This is a genomic window from Vibrio ostreicida, from assembly GCF_013074385.2.
Lineage (GTDB): Bacteria > Pseudomonadota > Gammaproteobacteria > Enterobacterales > Vibrionaceae > Vibrio > Vibrio ostreicida.
In genome coordinates this window covers 14,774-35,956 of record NZ_JABEYA020000009.1, presented here as the reverse complement: position 1 = coordinate 35,956, position 21,183 = coordinate 14,774, and the positions used below count along the sequence as shown (strand labels likewise).

At 46.3% G+C, this 21,183-nt stretch carries 17 protein-coding genes and 2 riboswitches; of the genes, 6 read left to right on the top strand and 11 right to left on the bottom strand.

Translation table 11 applies throughout. From position 1 onward, the window contains the following. Positions 1–28 precede the first annotated feature (28 nt). A complete protein-coding gene (locus HLM86_RS13305) occupies positions 29–1,798 on the top strand; it encodes a PglL family O-oligosaccharyltransferase (protein ID WP_170883114.1) in 1,770 nt (589 codons plus the stop codon). A 35-nt stretch (positions 1,799–1,833) separates the two neighbouring features. Here HLM86_RS13305 and HLM86_RS13300 read toward each other — a convergent pair whose 3' ends face one another. Further along, positions 1,834–2,955, bottom strand: coding sequence for a pyridoxal-phosphate-dependent aminotransferase family protein (locus tag HLM86_RS13300; protein ID WP_170883112.1), 1,122 nt, complete (start codon positions 2,953–2,955; stop codon positions 1,834–1,836). Between the two features lie 199 nt (positions 2,956–3,154). Next, positions 3,155–3,332: riboswitch (Lysine riboswitch) on the top strand. Between the two features lie 92 nt (positions 3,333–3,424). Here HLM86_RS13300 and lysC point away from each other — a divergent pair. Then, a complete protein-coding gene (gene lysC / locus HLM86_RS13295) occupies positions 3,425–4,777 on the top strand; it encodes a lysine-sensitive aspartokinase 3 (protein ID WP_076589449.1) in 1,353 nt (450 codons plus the stop codon). Positions 4,778–4,848: 71 nt separating this feature from the next. Here the strand turns inward: lysC and pmbA are convergent, their stop codons facing one another. Further along, a complete protein-coding gene (pmbA, locus tag HLM86_RS13290; RefSeq protein ID WP_170883111.1) occupies positions 4,849–6,192 on the bottom strand; it encodes a metalloprotease PmbA in 1,344 nt (447 codons plus the stop codon). Positions 6,193–6,301: 109 nt separating this feature from the next. Between pmbA and yjgA the strand changes: the two genes are divergently transcribed. Next, on the top strand, positions 6,302–6,829 hold the full coding sequence (gene yjgA, locus HLM86_RS13285; RefSeq protein ID WP_076589447.1) for a ribosome biogenesis factor YjgA: 528 nt from the start codon (positions 6,302–6,304) through the stop codon (positions 6,827–6,829). A gap of 43 nt (positions 6,830–6,872) precedes the next feature. On the opposite strand, the gene thiQ is transcribed toward yjgA, so the two are convergent. From thiQ to mpl, 5 genes are all read right to left on the bottom strand, one after another. After that, on the bottom strand, positions 6,873–7,577 hold the full coding sequence (gene thiQ, locus HLM86_RS13280; RefSeq protein ID WP_170883109.1) for a thiamine ABC transporter ATP-binding protein: 705 nt from the start codon (positions 7,575–7,577) through the stop codon (positions 6,873–6,875). After that, positions 7,561–9,165 carry a thiamine/thiamine pyrophosphate ABC transporter permease ThiP gene (thiP, locus tag HLM86_RS13275; RefSeq protein WP_170883108.1) on the bottom strand — a complete coding sequence of 535 codons (1,605 nt, stop codon included), beginning with the start codon at positions 9,163–9,165 and terminating at the stop codon, positions 7,561–7,563. The genes thiQ and thiP overlap by 17 nt, the downstream gene beginning before the upstream one ends. 9 nt (positions 9,166–9,174) lie before the next feature. Continuing rightward, positions 9,175–10,167: a thiamine ABC transporter substrate binding subunit gene (thiB, locus tag HLM86_RS13270; RefSeq protein WP_076589444.1), complete on the bottom strand. Its 993-nt coding sequence runs from the start codon at positions 10,165–10,167 to the stop codon at positions 9,175–9,177. 49 nt (positions 10,168–10,216) lie between these two features. Beyond that, positions 10,217–10,330: riboswitch (TPP riboswitch) on the bottom strand. A 37-nt stretch (positions 10,331–10,367) separates the two neighbouring features. After that, positions 10,368–10,994: a flavin prenyltransferase UbiX gene (locus HLM86_RS13265; protein WP_076589443.1), complete on the bottom strand. Its 627-nt coding sequence runs from the start codon at positions 10,992–10,994 to the stop codon at positions 10,368–10,370. A gap of 14 nt (positions 10,995–11,008) precedes the next feature. Then, complete coding sequence (gene mpl, locus HLM86_RS13260) at positions 11,009–12,361, bottom strand: UDP-N-acetylmuramate:L-alanyl-gamma-D-glutamyl-meso-diaminopimelate ligase (RefSeq protein ID WP_170883106.1); 1,353 nt, start codon at positions 12,359–12,361, stop codon at positions 11,009–11,011. A 313-nt stretch (positions 12,362–12,674) separates the two neighbouring features. Here mpl and fbp point away from each other — a divergent pair, with 313 nt between their 5' ends. Together fbp and ppa are read left to right on the top strand one after the other, a co-directional pair. Then, the gene (fbp, locus tag HLM86_RS13255) at positions 12,675–13,688 is read left to right on the top strand and encodes a class 1 fructose-bisphosphatase (protein ID WP_076589441.1); all 1,014 of its coding nucleotides are present in this window, start codon (positions 12,675–12,677) and stop codon (positions 13,686–13,688) included. 156 nt (positions 13,689–13,844) lie between these two features. Continuing rightward, a complete protein-coding gene (gene ppa, locus HLM86_RS13250) occupies positions 13,845–14,372 on the top strand; it encodes an inorganic diphosphatase (RefSeq protein WP_076589440.1) in 528 nt (175 codons plus the stop codon). A gap of 70 nt (positions 14,373–14,442) precedes the next feature. Here the strand turns inward: ppa and HLM86_RS13245 are convergent, their stop codons facing one another. The 3 genes from HLM86_RS13245 to tamA are packed head-to-tail and all read right to left on the bottom strand — an operon-like array spanning position 14,443 to position 20,276. Then, positions 14,443–14,790 (bottom strand): gamma-glutamylcyclotransferase family protein, encoded by a 348-nt coding sequence (locus HLM86_RS13245; protein WP_170883104.1) that lies wholly within the window; start codon positions 14,788–14,790, stop codon positions 14,443–14,445. Between the two features lie 21 nt (positions 14,791–14,811). Continuing rightward, complete coding sequence (tamB, locus tag HLM86_RS13240) at positions 14,812–18,570, bottom strand: autotransporter assembly complex protein TamB (protein ID WP_170883101.1); 3,759 nt, start codon at positions 18,568–18,570, stop codon at positions 14,812–14,814. Then, positions 18,567–20,276, bottom strand: a complete 1,710-nt coding sequence (tamA, locus tag HLM86_RS13235; protein ID WP_170883099.1) for an autotransporter assembly complex protein TamA — start codon at positions 20,274–20,276, stop codon at positions 18,567–18,569. The genes tamB and tamA overlap by 4 nt, the downstream gene beginning before the upstream one ends. A gap of 119 nt (positions 20,277–20,395) precedes the next feature. On the opposite strand from tamA, the gene msrA reads away from it, so the two are divergent. Then, positions 20,396–21,016 (top strand): peptide-methionine (S)-S-oxide reductase MsrA, encoded by a 621-nt coding sequence (gene msrA, locus HLM86_RS13230; protein WP_170883097.1) that lies wholly within the window; start codon positions 20,396–20,398, stop codon positions 21,014–21,016. On the opposite strand, the gene HLM86_RS20360 is transcribed toward msrA, so the two are convergent. Further along, positions 21,013–21,147: a hypothetical protein gene (locus HLM86_RS20360; RefSeq protein WP_281249530.1), complete on the bottom strand. Its 135-nt coding sequence runs from the start codon at positions 21,145–21,147 to the stop codon at positions 21,013–21,015. The two genes, msrA and HLM86_RS20360, sit on opposite strands and share 4 nt — an antisense overlap. Between the last annotated feature and the right edge of the window lie 36 nt (positions 21,148–21,183).

Below are 21,183 nucleotides of genomic sequence, written 5' to 3'. Positions count from 1 at the left end.
CTGTTTTCTTGTAAGGACACTATCACTTATGGCAACCCTTCATTTGGCCGGAACTCGTTTGGAGCCACAAACGCCCAAATTACCTCTCACCCGACCATTTCTCGCGTCTGTCGCTATGATGTTTTTGCTGGCTATGCATGTCTTTATACCGAACCCAGGAGGGGAAGGGCTCGCTTTATCTTTTAATATAACCACTTGGATAGCACTGAGTTTCTCGCTGGCTTTAGGGTTCTATCAAATCGGCACCCAAGGCAAAATCAGGTACAATAAATTGACGATTGGGCTGTTAATTTGCTGCCTGATGATGACACTGCCTGTTTTTTATCCCAGTTCTAACTTTTCTCTCGCACAAGGACGACTCACTGGCCTGTGGGCGGGGTTTTCTCTGTTCTTTGCACTCCAACAGTTTCAATTTAGCAACAAACAAAAACAGCGCCTTTTGTGGTTTATCTGCATTGCCACTTTTATTCAGGCCTTGTTTGGTTGGTTTCAGTATCTTTTTCTACAAGACGGTAATCTTTTCGGCTATAACAACTTGGAAAACCGTCCCTATGGCATTTTCCAGCAACCCAATGTGATGGCCAGTTTCCTTGCTACAGGGCTCGCTTTATCCGGTTACTTACTCGCTCGGCACCCTAAAAAATACCATCGCCAGTTCAGTGAAACCGCTTTATTGTATCTGTTACCGGCCATCACGCTGCCGCTGCTTATTTTTCTGGCTTCTCGTACCGGTTGGCTGACCGCTTTTGCCGCAGCCTTATTGCTCCTCCCTTATATTTATAATTTTGCAACGCAAAAACGATTCTGGGGTTGGCTATTATCGATTTTTATCGGGCTCTGCCTTGGGGGCGCGATCTCTATTCAATCTGACAATACGCTTTTAGAAGAAAAAAAATCGCTACAAAGTAGTCGGCAAACCTTCTACCCACAAACACTGGACATGCTTATTGAGAAGCCTTTCACGGGGTATGGTTACGGTCGATTTGAGCCTGAATACTTGGTGTACACCGCGCGCCAGCATCAACTGAACCCCAATTACCCTCCTGGTTTCGCAGGGCTGAATCATCCACACAATGAGCTGTTATATTGGGGCGTTGAAGGCGGAGCTATTCCGATGCTGGCCATACTACTGGCCGCCATGATGATCATGATTCGGATCTACAACACAAAGAAAGGCACCCGCCTTGCGATGCTGGCCTTATTAATGCCGATCATCTTGCACAATCAACTAGAACAACCTTTCTATCATTCAGCGATACACTGGTGCACCTTTGTTATTCTGTTGTTCTGGATTGATCAACGTTCGAGAACCTATCGTCAAGTTTCCCTAAGATTGCCGACAAAAATGATCTTTAGGATCACCAGTCTCATCACGCCTATTCTGGCCTGTTTTTACTTAATCACCGCATTGCATACAAACTATGTCTTGATCCAATTTGAAACCTCATCACCAAAAGAACCCGAACTCCTGAATCAAGTCAGCAACCCCATTGTCTGGAAAGACCGGTTTGACTGGGATATTTACAGCACTTACCTCAACATTGGCCTCGCTCAACAAAAAGCGGAATATATCCAGCCCTACATCGACTGGTCTTTGAACATCATCAAAGAAAAACCTAGACCTGCCTTCTACAACAACTTAATTTTGGCCTATCAAGGTCTCAACGAAACAGAAAAAGCAGAACAAATTCGCAGTGAGGCACAGTTTTTGTTTCCAAGACGTGATTTCTCAGTCATTCGGTATATCCCACCAGATGCCAGTGTTTTAGAGAGGAATCATGAGAATGCTCACCCGTAATCTGGCGACTTATCGTCGCCATGAAGCGCATTGCACTATTGCATCAGGGACTCTTCAAGCGCTTTTAAACAAAGCGCCACATTTTCCGATCGTGCACCGTAGCCCATCAAACCAATTCTCCAAGCTTTACCTGAAAGTGCGCCCAACCCAGCACCAATTTCAAGGTTGTAAGTCTGCAAAAGGTGTTCCCTTACCTTAGCATCATCGATACCATCAGGAATAGAGATCGTATTAAGTTGAGGAAGTCGATAAGGTTCCTTGACCACAAACTCAAAACCAAGCTTTTCTAAGCCTAATTTTAACTGGCCATGCATCTCACGATGACGTTTCCATGCATTCTCCAGCCCTTCTTTGTACAAAATAAGTAATGCTTCATGCAAGGCGTAAAGACTGTTAACTGGCGCCGTATGATGATAACTGCGCTTACCTTCACCACTCCAGTAACCCAGTACTAAGCTTTGATCAAGAAACCAACTCTGAACAGGAGTGACGCGAGATTGGATTTTTTCAATCGCTGCACAAGAAAATGTCACAGGGGACAACCCTGGCGCACAAGATAAGCATTTCTGACTGCCGGAATACACTGCATCAAGCTGCCACTGATCCACTTTAAGCGGCACGCCACCCAACGATGTGACCGCATCAACAATGGTCAATAGCCCGTATTCTTTCGCGATTTTGCCCAAAGCCTGAGCATCACTGCACGCTCCTGTTGACGTTTCGGCGTGAACAAAAGACAGTATTTTAGCGTCTGGATTATCTCGAATGGCCTGCTCCACTTTGGCGACTGACACCGGTTCGCCCCACACATCATCAACAACCACTGCCACGCCACCAGCGCGAATGACATTTTCGCGCATTCTTTCTCCGAACACTCCATTTCGACACACGATGACTTTGTCGCCGGGTTCAACAAGGTTGACAAAGCACGTTTCCATACCGGCACTGCCCGGCGCTGAGACCGCGATTGTGAACTCATTTTCTGTTTGGAATGCGTATTTCAGTAATTGCTTGAGTTCATCCATCATCTTGATAAAAAGTGGGTCAAGATGCCCAACCGTGGGACGACTCAAGGCCTGCAGAACTTGAGGGTAAACATCAGAAGGCCCAGGCCCCATTAAGATGCGATGAGGAGGAATAAAGCTTTGAATCGTCATGGTTTGCTCCTTTGCGTTTTTATTCTTTTGAGTCAGTAGATTTACCATAAAGCAAATCGTCATAACCAGCAATTGACCTTAAGCATGAGAACAAATCGGCCTCACATCTTTGTATATTTCACCCATGTCTGGTTGACAAATACTGACTAAACACGTTCAATGCATTTGTTAGGTCACGTTTTGTGGCCCAACGAATGCATTTTGCAGAAGAGGAGCGCTACCCAGGTAGGTGTGTTGTGGAACCACAATTCCAATACGATACGCTGAGGGGGAGTAGCGCCGAGATAGATCAACATTGTGGTTTTGATCTATCGGTTGACTTGGGTTGACTCCCATCAACTGTCATCAGTTCAGTCTGATGAAGAGCTTCTGAGGTCGACTCCAATCAAAGACACCTCTTTTAACGCTCCTCCTCTTCTTCCAATAAAGAATGACGACACTACGTTCATCAAGCCGAGGAAGAAAGACCGTGGATAATTTTAATGTTGCTAAATTTGGCGGAACCAGCGTCGCTGACTTTATAGCAATGAACCGCTGCGCCACAATCATTGAATCTAACCCCAACACAAAAGTGGTCGTGATCAGCGCCTGTTCAGGCGTGACAAACTTGTTGGTCAAACTTGCCCGTGGGGTTGAGGCGCCGACGCAACGACGCGAGATTATTAGTGAACTGTTCATGATTCATGACGCGGTGCTCTCACAGCTAAATAGCCCCGAACAAACCACCCAGCAGATCAATGGCATTCTCGAAACAATCACCCGCTTGGCGGAAGAAGCCTCGATTCAATCCAGTCACAAATTGACTGACCACCTCGTCGCTTGTGGTGAGTTGATGTCCACTTATTTATTAACACAAGTGTTTAAAGAACGTGGCATCAATGCTAAACGCTTTGATATTCGCAATGTACTCCGTACGGACAACAATTTTGGGAAAGCCGAGCCAAACACGAGCGTGATTCGTCAGCGCGCTCATGAATCGCTTGTTCCTTTATGTCAGGAATATACCGTGATTGTACAAGGTTTTATCGGCTCAGATAGCGAGGGTAACACCACAACTTTAGGCCGAGGAGGCAGTGATTATAGCGCTGCGTTGATCGCAGAAGCCATTGATGCATCAGGATTAGAAATTTGGACAGATGTTCCAGGTATCTACACAACCGATCCCCGTATTGCTCCAAAAGCCTCACCAATAGCTGAAATCAGCTTTAGCGAAGCGTCAGAAATGGCAAACTTTGGTGCAAAAATCCTTCACCCCTCGACCTTATTACCCGCGTTGCGCCACGCTATTCCTGTCTTCGTCGGCTCATCCAAACAACCCGAACAAGGGGGGACATGGATTCGAGATCAGGTCAGCAGCTCACCGTTGTTTCGCGCTCTGGCATTACGCTGCAATCAAACTATGGTGACCCTGCGCAGTGCAAAAATGTTTCATGCTTATGGGTTCTTGGCGAAAGTGTTCGAAATATTGGCTAAACACAAAATTTCCGTCGATCTGATTACAACCTCTGAAATCAGTGTCAGCCTGACGTTAGATCAAACGGATACTTCAGGCGGTTCTCCTCAATTACCGCGAGAAGTTCGAGCGGAACTCGAAGAACTGTGCACAGTAGAAATTGAGGACAACCTTTGCCTTGTCGCTTTGATTGGCAATAACATGAGCCAGTGTCGAGGCTATGCAAAGCAGGTCTTCGGTACACTTGAAGAATTCAACCTAAGAATGATTTGTTATGGTGCCAGTCCCCATAACCTTTGCTTTTTGGTCGATGAACCTGTTGCTAAACTAGCAATTCAAAGGCTTCACAAAAAACTGTTCGAACAATAATTACGTGCCCCTAAAGACAAAAGGTTAGCTACAGCGCTAACCTTTTTCTATCGATTGATTAACGATTCTAACTATTCACCGGCAACCTTGATTGATTCGATTAAAATAGAGCCCGTTTGGATCTGAGATCGGCTCTCAACATCAGAGCCAACAGCCACTATCTGGTTAAACATATCTTTCAGGTAGCCTGCGATCGTAATCTCAGCAACCGGATACTGAATCTCTCCATTTTCGACCCAAAAACCAGCGGCTCCGCGTGAGTAATCACCGGTAACAATATTCACACCTTGCCCCATGACTTCTGTCACCAGTAATCCCGTGCCAAGTTCTTTCAGCATTTGTTCAGTGTCTTGACCTGTCGATTTCACGTACCAGTTGTGAATACCACCAGCGTGACCTGTCGGTAGCATGTCCATCTTGCGCGCAGCATAGCTGGTCAGTAAATAGGTCGCTAAAACGCCATCGGTAATGATTTCTCGATTTTGAGTAACCACACCCTCACTGTCAAACGGACTTGAGGCTAAGCCTCTTAGGACATGGGGCTTTTCCGAGATACAAAACCACTCTGGCAACACTTTTTCACCAAGATGATCCAGCAAAAATGAAGACTTACGATAGAGGTTACCCCCACTTATCGCCATCACAAGGTGCCCCAACAAACCAGTCGCCACCTCGGCGGCAAACATGACTGGGTATTGCCCCGTTTTTAATTTCTGAGCATCAAGCCGACGAACGGTTCTCTCAGCAGCCTCTAGACCGACAAGGTCAGGCGCCCAGAGATCATCTTTGTGGCGTGCCACGGTATAACTGTAATCACTCTCCATCTCACCACTTTTACCCTGTCCGATAACGCTGCAGCTCAGACTGTGGCGGCTGGACGCATAGCTAGCCAGCAAACCATGGCTGTTTCCGTATACCTTGACACCGTAATGGCTATCGTAGCTCGCACCATCACTTTGCTTAATGGCTTCGCTAAAAGACAGCGCTTTTTGCTCGGCAGCAATAGCAATAGCGGCAGCCTGATCAGGATCAGGGGTGTCGGGGTGAAAAAGATCTAAATCAGGAATATTTTCAACCATCATCTCCTTAGGTGCTGGGCCAGCACATGGGTCTTCAGAGGTATAATGCGCAATATCCAGCGCCGCCATAACGGTTTGCTCAATCGCACGTTCGCTTAAGTCAGAGGTCGAGGCACTCCCTTTGCGTTGACCACGATAGACGGTGATCCCCAGTGCACCATCACTGTTGAACTCGACGTTTTCGACTTCACACATGCGACTCGAAACACTCAGGCCAGTGCTTTTTGTAATCGCGACTTCAGCGCCATCTGATTTTTTGGCGGCCATCTCCAACGCTTTCGCAACCGCGGCCTCTAGCTCAGTACGTTGTTGAGTAATTTGCTGTCTTACGTCCATATCTTCTTCATGCTTAAATGGCTATTGCACCAAGAATAACAAGAATTTCGCTTTCTCCCCACGATTCTTGTTAAAATAGAGAAATAGACGGTCAAATTAAGGTAGGAAAATGGCTCGGAAGAATCAAAAAGCGCCATGGGAACCAGAAGAAGAAATTATCTGGGTAAGTAAAACCGAGATGAAACGTGATATGGAAGAACTGCAAAAGCTTGGAGAAGAGCTCGCCAGTCTGAAACCATCCGTACTCGAAAAGTTTCCACTCAGTGATGAACTCGCAGAGGCCATCAAAGATGCGCAACGCTTTAAAAACGAAGCCCGTCGCCGTCAATTGCAGTATGTCGGTAAATTGATGCGTGTCGAAGATCCAGAGCCACTTCAAGCCGCTCTAGATAAAGTGCGAAATAAGCACTCACAGGCCACAGCTGAATTACATAAGCTGGAGCAACTACGTGATCGTATTGTGGCCGAAGGGGACAAAGCAATTGGGGATGCGATGGACTTGTACCCTCTCGCAGACCGCCAACGCTTACGTCAACTTGCCCGTCAAGCGGCAAAAGAGCAAGCATCAGGAAAGCCTGCAAAAGCATTTCGCGAAATATTTCAAATACTCAAAGAGCTAAACGATAAAGACGTTTGATTTAGAGCCAGTAAACAGGTTGATGCGGACACATCAACCTGTGCTAGTGACCCGCTCTGACAAAAGCCCCGAGAGCTGCGTTGGAGTGCTCTGGAGACAGCGTATCTATCCCGCCTGTCGCTTCAACTTTACCCCCCGCGACAAAAACAAATTCAGACGCGATCGTTTTAGCGTCACTGATATGATGAGTCACCATCAACACCGTAATTTCCCTTTCTCTTGCTAACTGCTGAACTAAAACAAGCATTTCCTCACGTAAGATAGGGTCCAACGCAGAGAACGGCTCATCTAATAACCAAATGTTGTGACTCTGAACAAAACAGCGTGCCAGTGCGACTCTCTGACGCTGTCCCCCTGACAATTGCTCTGGTAAACGGTCAAGGTAATTTTGAACACCGACCTGATGGGCAGCTTGGTTAACCTGAAGGTGTTGCGCAGCCGATAACCTCAGCCCTGATTCAAGACCCAAACCTATATTCTGGCGCACAGTGAGATGCGCAAACAGATTGTGCTCCTGAAACAACATTGAGAATGGGCGCAAATGCGGGTCTTGGCCAACCACGTCGACGTCATCAACCATGATGCGCCCCTGAGAAGGCTCAATAAAACCTGCAACCAAGGCCAACAAGGTAGATTTACCTGCACCACTTGGGCCCATCAGCGCAACGATTGCGCCTTTTGGGATGCGAATATCAAAACAAAAGCGTTCATGATTATAATAGTAATCAACGTTATCTAGAGTGAGCATATTTCCCTTCTGAGTTGACTTTAAATAGGGTTTCTACCAAGGTAAAGCACAAGACACTGAGTAATAAAAGGGTCAGTGATACCACTGCTGCAGCCTCCATTTGATAGCTGCCCAGAAGTTGAAACAGGTAGAGAGGCAATGTCCGAAACTCTTGGCTACCAAACAAAGCTATCGCGCTCAAATCCCCCATCGCCAACATGAAACTGATAGCAAATGCATGAGCTAACGGTTTTTTAAGGGATCGCCATTCCACCACAGTCCAGCGCTGCCAGCCTTTTATTCCTAAGCTCGCGCAAAGGTATTGGTATTGCTGTTCGATATGCAACATCGGTTGGGACAAGGTCTTTATGACATACGGTAAGGCCATGAGAGCATTGACCGCAACCACAATAAAAAAAGCAAGACTAAAGACGTCCGTCAGCGAACGTAACAGCAAGAAAATACCGGTTGAAATCACCAAGCCTGGCGTGACCAATATAATAGTCCCGACGACTTCAATACCATTTGCTCTTTTAACATGATGGTTTAGCCGCAAGCGCCGACTCGTTAACAAAATAGATACGCCTGCAGCGAGAGACAACACACTCGCTAGCGCGGCGACTTTAATAGAGGCAAGAAACGCCAGCCAAAATTGAGAGTCGTTGATAACACTGACGATTTGATGGTTAATGCCACGGATGAACACCATCACCAATGGCGGAAGCACAAGTAACACAACTCCCCATATCCAACCCCAATCCCAAACCGACGACCAGATTGATTCTTTGGGACGAAAAATCTTATGATGTTGCGCCCCCGTAGCCACTGGTATTGGTCTGGCCACACCTTGAATGGTAAGCGCCAATACGCCACAAAGCATCATTTGCCAAATCGCCAATAACGCCCCAATTTGAAGATCAAAATCAAACTTAATTGCCTGATAGATCGCCAGTTCTATGGTGGTGGATTTTGGCCCCCCACCCAACGCCATAACCGTAGCGAAACTGGTAAAGCAGAGCATAAAAACTAAACCACTGACATGTGGCAATTGCTGTCTCAAACGAGGCCATTCTATCAAACGGAATTTATCCCAATGTCCCATTCCTAAATGAGCACATAACTTATGTTGCTCAAGAGGAATAGAATCAAAGGTTTGAATAAAGAGCCGAGTCGCATAGGGGAGGTTAAAAAAGACGTGAGCCAACAAAATGCCATTTAGCCCATAAATTGAAAAGGATAACTGACTGTCGAGGGATCGGAGCATCGATGAAACCAAGCCACTGCTGCCGTAAACGGCAACCAACCCAAACACGCCAACCAAAACCGGTAAAACTAAAGTCGTCGCGAACAGCTTCAAGAGCAGTGCTTTACCCAGAAAGCATCGCCTTGACAAAGCATGCGCCACAGGCATCGCTAACCCTACACTCAGTAACGTTGAAAGGAAGGACTGGTAGAAACTAAATTGAGTCACATGCCGATAATAGGGGTCGTGCCAAACCAGACTCATGTCTAAATTAGGCGCATGAACCAGTAAGGAGCCCAAAGCACACACAATAAAGGCCGCGATGCATACCGCGACCCAAAGGCCTATTTGAGGGATCTTGCGCAATTGGCTACCTTAGAAAATCAGAGCATTTTGCCATTCACGAATCCAAGACTTTCGGTTTTTTGCGACTTCATCAGCCGTAAAACCCAACGCTTTGGCTGGAACAGTCAAGGAGTCAAATCCTTGTGGTAAATCGATATCAGTGACAGGATACATCCAATTGCCTGTCGGCATTAATGACTGGAAATCGTCACTGAGCATAAACCTCAAAAATTCATCGGCCAACTTGCTATTTTTCGATGTTTTTACTTTGGCTGCCACTTCAACTTGTGTGTAGTGGCCTTCAGAAAAGTCTGCTGCGGCATACTTACCATCCTTTTCGACAATCGAGTGATAAGCCGGAGATGTGGTGTAAGAGAGCACCATATCTGACTCACCTTCAAGAAACATGGAATAAGCTTCAGACCACCCTTTGGTTACAGTCACCGTCTTCTTGGCCAGCTTTTTCCAAGCTTGAGTGGCCTCATCAGCATAGACCGCTTTCATCCACAACATCAGTCCTTGCCCAGGCGTTGAGGTTCGAGGATCCTGATAGATGACTTTTAAGCCATCATTAGATTCGACCAACTGTTTGAGACTTTTAGGCGGATTCAACAATTTTTCTTTATTGTATACAAAGGCAAAATAGCCATAGTCATAGGGCAAAAAGGTATTGTCATTCCACCCGTTAGGCAGACTGAGTCCTTTCGTGGGAATATTGTGTTCGGCAAGTAGTCCGGTTTTTTGAGCCTCGACCATCAGATTATTGTCCAATCCAAGGACAATATCCGCTTTGCTGTTCTTCCCTTCAAGACGCAATCGATTAAGGATCGACACCCCATCATCCAACGCAACAAACTTTAAAGTACAACCGCACTTTTCTTCAAAGGCTTTTTCAATTTTAGGGCCGGGGCCCCACTCTGAGGAGAAAGAATCATAAGTATAAATGGTTAGCGTCTCCTCTGCGGCAAGCGCAGAAAAAGAGGCCAAGATAGCGACAGTAAAGGTGGTAAAAGAAGGCTTCAAAGCTTGCTCCTTGGTTGAGCAGCACAGGGATGAGGTAACACTGAACAACACAATGTTCCAACTCAATTCCTACGCCAGCATTATCTGGTTCAGGTACACGGGTCTCAGGCTTGGCCCGATCTCAGCTTTATCCCAAGTATGGATAGCGCCCCGATGAGTGTCGATGGGATTGTAATCGTAATCTTAACCGTTGACCAGAGCTATGAACGCGAGTCATATCCCCAACGTGGCACTAGAGCTTGATCAATTTTAAGGTGGTCTAGGACACGCGCCACCATAAAGTCGACTAAATCCTCAATGGTGGTCGGTTGATGGTAGAAACCAGGAGCCGCAGGCATAATAGTGACACCTAGCTGAGACAACTTATGCATATTCTCTAAGTGTAATGTTGAGAAAGGCGTTTCGCGTACCACAAGCAGTAATTGACCACGTTCTTTGATCACGACATCGGCTGCACGCTCAATCAGATTATCAGACATACCATGTGCAATGGCCGCTACACTGCCTACCGAACAAGGGCAAACCACCATGGTTTTAGGCGCCGCTGACCCAGACGCAACCGGCGAAAACCAATCATCTTTACCACAAACAATCAGTTGTTCAGGCTGACACTGAAGGTAATCGACTAAAACTTGCTGAGCAGCCTGCGGATTCCCGGGCAACTTGAGTTCTTGTTCTGTTGCAAGAACCACTTTTGCAGCGGATGATATAAGCAAATACACCTGAAAGTCTGCCGCTAATAGGCATTGCAGTAATCGGAGTCCATAAGGCGCACCCGACGCGCCTGTGAAAGCCAGTGTGATGGCTTTTTTCTTTTCATTATTCATATTATCACATTAATCTAGTCGGCCAGTTTTGCCAGTAACTTATCGTGAATTCCGTCAAAAGCGCCATTACTCATCACTACTATATGGTCACCCGGTTCTGCTTGCTCACTTAAGATGTTGACCAGTTCATCAACCCTGTCTGACGTATAAGTGGGCTGGTGGCATTCCTGAGCAATATCCTTGACTGACCAATCGATGTTATCTGGTTGATAGAGGAATACGATGTCCGACGTAGACAGAGACGCGGCTATCATGTCTTTGTACACGCCACGTTTCATTGTCGCACTGCGAGGTTCAAAGACGGCCAATATTCGGCTTTCCCCGACCTTGTTACGTAGCCCCATTAAAGTCAGTTCAATCGCCGTGGGATGATGGGCAAAATCATCATACACCGCTATTTGGTTGACCTCTCCTTTGAGCTCAAGCCGACGCTTAGTATTGATGTAGGTGGCTAAAGACTGACAAGCCAAATCTGGTGTTACGCCCACATGTCGTGCAGCAGCAACAGCCATTAGTGCGTTGTCAACGTTATGATCGCCTACTAAATTCCACTCGATCACACCAGCCTCTTCACCATCAAATAACACTTTAAATTTTGACCCATCTGCCCGCTGCTTCTGAGCCTGCCAGCGTTGATCTTTGCCACTGAACTCCGTTTCACTCCAACACCCTCGTTGCAAAACATCATCAATCGATTGGTCCACTTTCGGTGCAATTATCCGTCCGTTGCTGGGCACCGTTCTGATCAGGTGATGAAACTGACGTTTGATGGCCTCAAGATCATCAAATATATCGGCGTGATCAAACTCAAGATTATTGATGACTAAGGTGCGCGGGTGGTAGTGTACAAACTTAGAACGCTTGTCAAAAAAAGCACTGTCGTACTCATCCGCTTCCACAACGAAAAAGCAGCTTTCTCCTAGTCGCGCAGAAACGCCGAAATTACCCAGTACCCCTCCGACCAAGAAGCCCGGCTGGTAACCGCAATCTTCCAATATCCAAGCCAACATACTCGCTGTCGTTGTTTTCCCATGGGTGCCCGATACTGCGAGAACCCAGCGATCATGCAATAAAAATTCCTGCAACCATTGCGGACCCGAGGTATAACGAAGATGGCTATTCAAGACATGCTCCACGCAGGGATTGCCGCGGCTCATTGCATTACCAATAACCACTAAATCAGGGGCGGGATCTAATTGAGAAGGATGGTAACCCTGAACAATTTCAATGCCTTGGGATTCAAGCAAGGTACTCATCGGCGGATACACATTAGCGTCACTGCCTGTGACTTTGTGCCCCAATTGCTGCGCCAGAATTGCCGCCCCTCCCATGAACGTACCACAAATCCCTAAGATATGAATATGCATAAATGACCTTCTCCAAGGCGAGAACAAGACCGATATTATGGCGATTATGTGTGGAAAAGCGAACTACTTTGATAACGAATTGACAGACTGGAAACAATGTTGTGACGGTGAACAACCTCTGAAAAATCCTTTTCTATCAAAATTATGATGTAATTAATTATAAGGTCGACAAATAAAACGAGATCTTGAGCAGTTAGTTTATTACCAATAAAAAGATCTAGCTTTTAGACTAGGGACAGGCGAAATTTAAGGTCCGTAAGAGATCGGTAACGCCACTCTCCCTACTATTTAGAAGCGACTTAAAGGAAAAATCATGTCTGGAATGCGCACCCTGGGCGAGTTCATTGTTGAGAAACAAGCGGACTTCCCCCACGCTAGCGGTGATCTATCATCTCTACTTTCATCCATTAGACTGGCTGCAAAAATTGTAAACCGTGAAATAAATGCAGCAGGTTTAGGTGATATCACTGGTGCCGTTGGAACAGAGAACATACAAGGTGAAGACCAGCAAAAACTGGATATCTATGCCAATGACAAGTTCAAAGCCGCACTTGAGGCCCGAGATCAAGTCTGTGGTGTCGCCAGCGAAGAAGAAGATGAAGCCGTAGCGTTCAACAAAGAGCTCAATAAAAACGCCAAATACGTGGTACTTATGGACCCGCTCGATGGTTCTTCCAATATTGACGTAAACGTCTCTGTTGGTACTATTTTCTCAATTTATCGCCGAGTCTCTCCGATAGGCACACCGCCAACTGAGGAAGATTTTCTGCAACCTGGCCACAAGCAAGTCGCCGCCGGTTACGTCATTTATGGTTCATCCACCATGCTTGTTTACACAACCGGAAATGGCGTCAATGGCTTTACCTACGACCCCTCGTTGGGAACGTTTTGCCTATCCCATGAAAATATGATGATTCCTGAACAAGGCACCATCTATTCCATCAATGAAGGGAACTATATTCGTTTCCCAATGGGTGTAAAAAAGTACATTAAGTACTGTCAAGAAAATGAACCTAAAGAACAGCGCCCCTATACGTCCCGTTACATTGGTTCTCTGGTCGCAGACTTCCATCGAAACCTTCTCAAAGGGGGTATTTACCTGTACCCGAGTACGCAGAGCCACCCAAATGGAAAACTGCGCCTACTTTACGAGTGCAACCCCATGGCCTACTTGATTGAGCAAGCCGGAGGGATCGCTTCTGATGGCATCACTCGTATCATGGACATCAAACCCACAGAACTCCATCAAAGAGTCCCTTTCTTTGTTGGTTCAACGAACATGGTCAAAAAAGTCGAAGAGTTTTTGAATATTTACAGAGACGCTTGATCAAAAAAGGCGCCATCGTGCGCCTTTTTCGTATTTTCTTGAACAACGTCGCGTCACAATTGGTTTACATAAAACCAAGTTTAGCAGTAAGGTAATCTGTTCTTAAATTAGGCGACGTGTCGATGTTCAGACACAAATGAAAAAGGAAGGTTCACAATGAGCTTAAACGATGTACCTGCAGGGAAGTCTCTTCCTGATGATCTCTATGTAGTAATTGAAATCCCAGCCAATGCCGATCCTATCAAATATGAGGTAGACAAAGATTCCGGTGCGATATTCGTCGACCGTTTTATGTCTGCCCCTATGTTTTACCCTTGCAACTATGGCTACATTAACCACACCCTCTCTTTGGATGGAGACCCTGTTGACGTGTTGGTCCCAACCCCCTATCCCCTGATGGCGGGCTCAGTGATTCGTTGTCGTCCTGTCGGCGTATTAAAAATGACTGACGAATCCGGTGAAGATGCAAAAGTGGTTGCCGTTCCACACTCAAAACTGTCTAAAGAGTATGATCACATTCAGGATGTTAACGACTTGCCAGATCTCTTAAAAGCTCAAATTACTCATTTCTTCGAGCATTATAAAGAGCTTGAATCAGGTAAGTGGGTAACGGTCGATGGTTGGGAAGATGCACAGTCTGCACGCAATGAAATTCTTGAATCTTATCAACGTGCCCAAAAATAATCATCATGGCCAGCGCTATATGGCTGGCTCTTTCTAATATGTCCCATCATTTCAGAATCCAACTCGCCCATCAAACTCTCTGGCACCAATCACCTGACGCAATCATCGTCTCCAATTGGCTGCTGTCTTGATATAAATAAATCCAAGCGATACCGAAGGAGGTCTCTATCTGCTCTCTTCGATATTCGACGGGGACATCTTCAAGCTTATCGATCAGAGATAGGGTCTCATCATCAATCAAATACACTTCTCCTAATATGGATGAGTGACCTTCAACCACCGCAGGGTATGAGCCCAATTCATATAACGAGAAGTGTGGTGGCGTTTCAAAATGCCCCAGACATTGTGTCCCTGCGAGATAATCATGATGAATTTCGCCTTGCCGTAAGGTTCCATAAACAAAAAGTAAATGTTGCATCCTGCCACCTAAGATTGGGAATTAATTGAACTCAAACTGATACAAAAGATCCACAGCGCTGTCCAGCCCTGAGACCGCTTCAACATACAAATCCTGCATTAAACGATACCTGACGGTAAATTCTCCGACAGAATCGAAGATACCAACGCCATACTTAACCTGCAAACCGGGCAACACATAGCCACTCACTGTCACCTGAGAGTCATCTCCCGATCCCGCGGTATCAACCTGAAAATCCTGCACACCAAACGCTTCACCGATTTCACCGACCACTCGACCGCTTTTCGCCAAGCTCAATCCAATGAGGGTCGCCGTCATTGTATTTCCGCCCGACTCACCATCAATATTTTGACCACGCAGCAAGTAAGAAAGCGCATTTGCCTGAGGCATAGCCGGGTCTGAAAACAGAGTCACTTCTGGTTCATCTGCTGGCCCAGTGACCCGAACCCCCGCCGTCACATCATCCTTAGTGTTGTCTGGGTTTCTCACCGCAGTAATCTGTACATAAGGCTGATCAACTGGGCCATTCATCAGCACTTTTCCCTGCTTGATCATCAAATCCTGCCCAAATGAACGGTAGGAGCCATCTATAAGGTTAACTTCCCCTGTCACAAAAGGGCCTTGATCACGCTGGGCCACGTTGAGATTACCCGATAAACCACTCTCCAAGCCAAACGCTGACAATTTAACATCATCGCCAATATCAATATTGATGTTGGTTTCAATACTTAAAGGAAAAGGTTTTTTAGCAACCTCTGGCTTAAGTTGCCTATTGAGCAAAACCTGATCCTTTGAAACACTTATCGCACTCGGAGGTAGCGCCTCCACAACAATTCGCCCCCATGGTAATGATATCTTTCCATCAATGTTGGCCTGCTTGGGTGACGCGACAATCGTCATATCAGGGATGACTTTGAGTTTTATCATCGGGGGGACATCGATCATCAATTGTTCGGCAAACACTCTTAATTTGGAATGCCAGTGGTTCATATCATTCCAATCCGCCATGCCTGCTAGTTCAAGCTTTCCATCTGGCGTTCCGATGTCACCATTTAAGGTTGCGTCATATCCCGTAAACTTAAGCATCAGACGACCCGAGTCGATTTCTATTGGTGTCATTTCACCTTTAACAACCATATCTTCAACTGTAATATCTCCCTTTACTTTGGGTTGTGTCATTGGCCCCACAAAGGTCAAATCTGTAGAAATATTGGATTTCAACTGACTATAATCACCGATCGCAGGGGCAAGAAAATCCAAATTAAATCGACTCAATGATACGTTTGCATCAATGATCTTATCGCTAACAAGTATATCAGCAATATGAAGATGACCAGATACATCGCCATTATCAGTCACATTAAACAACCACTTCGCGTTGAGCTCATTCTTGTTGAGCGATGCATTAAGTTTCAGCGCATCCCAACTCAACTGGAGTGGATTGGGACTCAATTGCTTTATGGTCCCTTTATCCATATCGATGATAGCAGAAATATCCGGTGCCGAGTCGGGTGACCACTTGGCGGTGGTCTCTATATTCAACCGCCCCTTTAACTCCAACGTTTGTGGTAAAAACATCTTAAGCTGTGCAACATCAACCTGAGAGACAGAGACTTGAACCTGTCCACTTTTTCCAATGTTCGCGTCCTGTTCAAGACAAACAGACGCACCTGACTGCAGCCAACAATGTGCCGCAACAAACAGCTGCTGTGAATCTATATTAACAGCCAGCTGAGTCGGTTGGTTTAATCGCCATGTGCCTTGCTTCGATGTCAGAGACATGCGATCTATGCCCCCTTTCCATGTTAGGGCTGGTTTGTCTTCCAGTGTTCCTTGGAGTGCTAGCTCAGCTGACACAATATTGGAGCTCATGTCGAGAGTCAGTTTATGCTGCTGAGCGCCATCGAAATTAAGCTCCAACTTATCCAGTAGGTAATCCTGATATTTAGCGTTGACCACCTGTACCTTGAGCTTTCCTGATGGCAAAGGTAAAGGCGATAATTTTCCTTCGACCAAAAGGCTTGCTACGCTCAAATCTTGCTGCCACTTAAGCGACTGTCCATCAAGATTAAGGGCAATCATTGGCGTATCGGGGGGACCGCTAAGATTAATATCGCCGGTAACCTTGCCTTGAAGTTGTGGCACCGTCTTCGATAAATCGGGGACGTTAACCGCAATCTGCATGGTTAACGACTGAGCGATTTCTCCTTTGGCAGTCACATGATTGGGGCCGTGAGAAACCACAAGCTCAGGCGTGTTAATTTTAGCGGCGCCATCTCCTGTCAAATCGGAAGCCGTCAGTGTCCCTTCTACATTTAAAGGATAGCCCCCAAGCATACCGTTAATGTCTAACTTCGGCACCGACACCTCCCAACCTCCCTGTTCTGTGGCTGAACCCTCGGTCTTGAGTTCACCGCTGATCGTTCCGTCAACCTGTTGCCAATATTGCCCAGGCTGAATCTCGTCTAGCGACAATTCGCCATTCCAGCTTACCGACGATGTCCAATCGGCCATCACAGAGCCACGTATCTCCCCCCCTAGGGTTTTTATCGACTGCACATCGATAACCAGCTGCCCGAGATCACCTCGCCCATTGAGAACCATTGCTATCTCAGGCACATTCGACCCCTGCAATGTTGATTCTAACTGTAATGTATAGCCCTCAAGCGAGCCCTGAGCACGAAATTGACTGACTTCTGCCACATAATCCGCTGGACCTTGTAACGGCCATTGAACGTCGCCATCAGTCACTGTCAGAGCAAAGGGAAAATTCACATCTAAAGGCTTCAGTTCCGCATCGATACTTGCTTTGAACAACCCACCAAGCCGAGCTTGTAAGTCTACATTCTCTAAACTTCCGAAAGCCTTAAGATGAATGGTTTGCCCATTCATCGGCGCTTGCTTAATCTGTGCAGCCAGATCAAGTTCAACAGGGTAATCATCTTTTAGGGTCAGGCGAGCATTCAGCTGACCTTGGATCTCAGGCAGATCAAAGGTAACCGCTTTGATATTCACGGTCGACTCCGAAGCCATAGCCTCCAGCCCAAAATGATTAACAACGATAGGTTTATCTTGCACAAGTTGAAAATTGTTGACGTCAAGTCTCATCAGTTCCAGTGCCAAGGGAAGACGGATATTAGAAAGAAGGCGGGGGTTTACCTCTCGATCTGGCGTGCTAACCGACGAGGCTTTCACATTACTTTGTCGCTCTGACGCCAACGCCACCCTGCTCGAATCGAGAACGGTTGGGCTAATTCTCAGATGGTTCCCCTCAAATTTCAACCCGGTTCTTAACGTTTTCCAACGCACCTGATAGCCCAAAACGTCAGCGTCTACATCAGACAAGACAAGGTGTTTTACAACGATAGGAATAGGGGAAGTCAACATCGTATTGTCAGAGGGGGCTCCCTCTGTCGCGGCAATGTCTTCAGACGTCTCAGCAATGGTTAGCGTGACTCTTTCAATCATCATCTCATCGACACAAACACGAGGCTGCAACAGACAAGAAGGCCTCATGGCTATGGTTAACGCACCGACGTTCGCCTCCACTTTCAGGGTGTCATCTTTATAAACGACACCTTGCAATGTAAATCGAGGAAACAGAGCACCTGAATGAGAAGCAACGCCCAATTGAGGAACAAACTTCACTGCTCCCCAAATGACAAAACTTAACCCTTGAGACGTAAATAAGAGCCAAGAAAAAGACAAGACTAAAGCCAGTACAATCCCACCGTAAAGACATGCAAGCCGTTTAAACCAAGAAGCTGCAAACTTGGTCATAACTCTGGACCCAGCGTAAAGTGTATTCTAAATTCATCGCCCGGTGTCGCATCCAATCCCCAAGCAAAGTCGAGACGAATAGGACCCACAGGAGAAGACCAGCGAACACCGACCCCCGAGCCTCGTTTAAAGTCGGGCTGGGTATTGAACGCATCACCGTAATCATAAAATGCCGCCCCCCACCAATTCCCGTAAACTCGATACTGGTACTCAATAGACGAAGTGAGCACATATTTTGCTCCAGTTAGAGCCCCGCTAGCATCTTTAGGTGAAACGGATTCGTAACGGTAACCCCTCAAATTATTGTCTCCACCGGCAAAAAATCGAAGTGACGGTGATAATTTGTCAAAATCGTTTGTCACATTGGCGCCACCATCAATGCGAAAAATACCACGATGTCGATGCTCTAAACTGCGAATCCACGCAGTTCCGGCTTGGATTCGCATCACTCTCGTTTCTGACAACAGCGGTTCATCGGCATACTCAAGCGTCAGACTTTGACGATCGCCCCAAGTTGGCATTGCCCCCCCGCGAATGCGGCTACGGCTAAATGTCACGCCCGGTAACACAAACTGACCTGAATCATCCTGTAAGCCCTGTTCATAATTTTCTAACAAGTAGCGGATAAACAACGTTCTGTGCCAACTATTATCCAGTAACCAATGACGTTCCAATGCCAAATTGGTTTCGAAACTTTTGGTGTCTCGATTGTCGAGCTTTTTCATCCCGTAGCGCAGGCGGTAATAATCATTCAGAGCATCTTCAAGCGGTATTTTGTAACCAGCGGTAATGGTTTGCTCTGGGTTTGAGAGCGAAAAACTGCTGTTAAAACTGTGTCCCTGAGAATTCACCCAGGGTTTTTTCCATTTGAGTGACCCCTTTACGCCCACATCCGTCGAATAGCCTAAGCCCGTTTCAAGCTGATTTTTTGACTGTGGGGCTAAAGACACTTTCATTGGCAACACTCGCCCTTGTCCCAGATCCGACAAATCAGGCTCAACAAAAACAGAAGAAAACCATTCCGTACTCGATAGATTTTGATTATATACACCAACATCAGACGCCAGATATGGCTGCCCTTGCTGATAGGGGGCAAGGGAGTTAATGCGTGTTTCCTCTATCTGGCTGCCGGTGATTTGGTTAGCACCAAAAGAATAACGAGGACCACTATCAAAATTGAGGTGAATGAACGCCTGATTTAGCTCCGGCGACACTTCCAACCGACTGGCCGTAAAGTCACCTTCGAAATAACCTCTTTGCAGTGACAAATTACGGATGCTAGATTTGAGATTATCGTACAAACCATGGTTAAGCACCTGACCGGTTTTGAGCCCACTGTTAACGATTAGAGCCTTAAAAGCAGGATCAGTGCTTGCTTCTCCAGCAATGTTAATATCCAACGTGGTAATCAAAATTGGGGAGCCGGGCGTAATATCCACCGTTAATTGATCATCCTGATCTGAAACATGGAAAGAAATCTGAGGGTGATAATACCCCACGGCATTAAGCGCCTCGATCACGCTTTTTTCCAGACGAGCCTGAAAACGCAAACTAGTGTTATAATCAGCCGATGGAATTGAAGAGAGATAAGCGTCCACATTATCCTGCAGCTCATCCGACAGCCCCTGAACGGACACATCTATCCCTTGTGCAAAAACTGAAAAACCAGTGAGTGAAAGCAAAACGGGAAATGATTTTCTTACCATGTTTTATGTGCTACCAACGAGACGTAGAAGAATAATAACGCTACTCAAAACATAAGTCTGTATGAAAACGGTCAATTGATCGGTCTAAATCTACAGATTATCAACACAAGGAGATTGTAATGTTTGACAAGAAAGCCATTATTACCGCTCAGCAAGCTCTACCCGGCCGCGACCAAGCACGAGTGATCGAAGAGAAACACTTTGTAAACCAATCAACGTTGACAGAAAAACCGGCACAAGGCCAAGAAGAAATCTTGTTTGGTATGGGATGCTTCTGGGGAGCAGAACGCCTGTTTTGGCAAATTGAAGGCGTGGTCAGCACCTCGGTCGGATACTCTGGTGGTTTTACCAAAAATCCTACCTATGAGGAAGTGTGTTCCGGTTTAACTGGCCACACTGAAGTTGTTAGAGTCGTCTTTGAGACTGAAGCCGTGAATCTGGAGCAACTTCTAAAAGTCTTTTGGGAACGCCACAACCCAACGCAAGGTATGCGCCAAGGTAACGATCTCGGCACACAATATCGATCTGCTATTTATGTGTTTAGCGATGAACAATATCAAACGGCGATCCTTTCTCAAAGCCAATATCAAGCCTTACTCAATACCGCGACAAGCAACATTACGACTGAAATTGCACCGGCTAACCACTACTACTTCGCAGAAACATATCACCAACAATATCTGGCAAAAAACCCAAACGGTTACTGTGGTTTAAGTGGAACTGGCGTCTGCTTCTCTTAAGCGGCGCGTACTTCTATCAAAGCGATTACCCGGTGTTTGTGATGCTTTGAGGCCTGATTAAGCTCCGAGTCCAACGTTGAGATGATCAGCCTCCCCTTTAGGTCTCGTTCTACACCAAGTGATGTATCCATTTGTACTGCCTGCACCCTAAGCGGGTGATTAACAGA